The organism is Caballeronia sordidicola, assembly GCF_002220365.1.
In the GTDB taxonomy this organism is placed as follows: domain Bacteria; phylum Pseudomonadota; class Gammaproteobacteria; order Burkholderiales; family Burkholderiaceae; genus Caballeronia; species Caballeronia sordidicola_C.
In genome coordinates this window covers 1-1,289 of record NZ_MTHB01000001.1, presented here as the reverse complement: position 1 = coordinate 1,289, position 1,289 = coordinate 1, and the positions used below count along the sequence as shown (strand labels likewise).

Here is a 1,289-nt window from a genome sequence, read left to right as displayed (position 1 = left end):
GGCACATCTGCCCAATGGCGTGAATGTCGAGCTGTTGTGCACGAGCGGCGATGTCGATCTGCTGATGGCAATGATGGATTCGTTGGGGAGGACGTCGTGTTCCACTTCGACCAAAGTCTAAAAGTTTATCTACATCGCGACGCGGTTGATTTTCGCAAGAGCATCAACGGCTTGTCAGTGCTCGTTGAGCAGTCGATGAAGCGTGATCCCTTCGCCCGAGCGGTGTACGGATTTCGCAACAAGCGTGCCGACCGTATAAAGCTGCTGCTTTATGAGCGCAATGGATTTTGGCTAATGATGAAACGGCTTGAGGCTGACCGTTTTGCCTGGCCACGCTCCGGCGAGGTTATCGAGCTGAGCGTCGAGCAATTTCAATGGCTGCTCGAGGGTATTGATCTTGCTGCGATGCGCAAGCACCCCGAGCGTCGCTACGCGCGGGCGTGAATGGTCGCGAAGACGCGACGGTGGCTGTTACAAATTGAGGTAAACCCATTGGGACGCGTGATTCGCTAGAGTGGCTGCATGACCCGCGAACGCCTCACGATTACCACCGCCGAATTCAATGCGCTCATCGCCGCGCGCGATGAGCGTGACGCACTGCGCGGTGAGCGTGACGAGCTTCGTGGCGAGTTACGCGTGACGAAGGCCGAGCGCGATCTGGTGAAGGAGCAGTTGAAGCTCATGATGCGCAAGCTCTTCGGTGCGAGTAGCGAGAAGCGCGACGCCCGCCAGGGCGACCTGTTCCTGAACGAAGCGGAGACGCTGGCGCCCTCGCCGGCGACGCGCCCGGCCCAGGAAGATGGCCCCGAGATTGAAGTGGCTGCGCACAAACGCAAGAAAGGCGGACGCAAGCCGCTCGATCCGGCGTTGCCGCGCGAGGTAATCCGATACGAGTTGCCTGAAGACCAGCTCGTGTGCCCGCACGACGGCTCGGAGCTGGTCGAGATCGGCGTCGAAGTCAGCGAGCAGCTGGACATTATCCCGCAGCAGATTCGCGTGATCCGTCACGAGCGGGTCAAGTATGCGTGCAAGGTCTGCGACCGCACTCTGAAAGTCGCCCCGGCGCCGCTGCGCATCATTGCGAAGGGGTTGTTCACGGAAGCGGCGCTGGCGTGGATCATCCTGTCGAAGTTCATGGACGCTCTGCCGTTGTACCGGATTGCGGCGCTGCTGCGCCGTTTCGGCGGAGACATCTCGCGCAACACGCTGGCCGCTTGCGTGATCCGGGTTGGTCAAGCAGTTCAACCGGTGATCAACCTGATGCGCGATGTGCTGCTGGAGAGCGACGT

The 1,289-nt window shown here is 60.3% G+C and carries 2 protein-coding genes; both read left to right on the top strand.

Annotated features, from left to right (window positions below):
* Positions 1 to 96: 96 nt before the first annotated feature.
* Positions 97 to 444 carry an IS66 family insertion sequence element accessory protein TnpB gene (gene tnpB / locus BSU04_RS00010; RefSeq protein WP_179258142.1) on the top strand — a complete coding sequence of 116 codons (348 nt, stop codon included), beginning with the start codon at positions 97 to 99 and terminating at the stop codon, positions 442 to 444.
* Between the two features lie 78 nt (positions 445 to 522).
* Positions 523 to 1,289 (top strand): IS66 family transposase (locus BSU04_RS00005; RefSeq protein ID WP_144021073.1); only part of this gene is annotated, 767 nt, incomplete at its 3' end.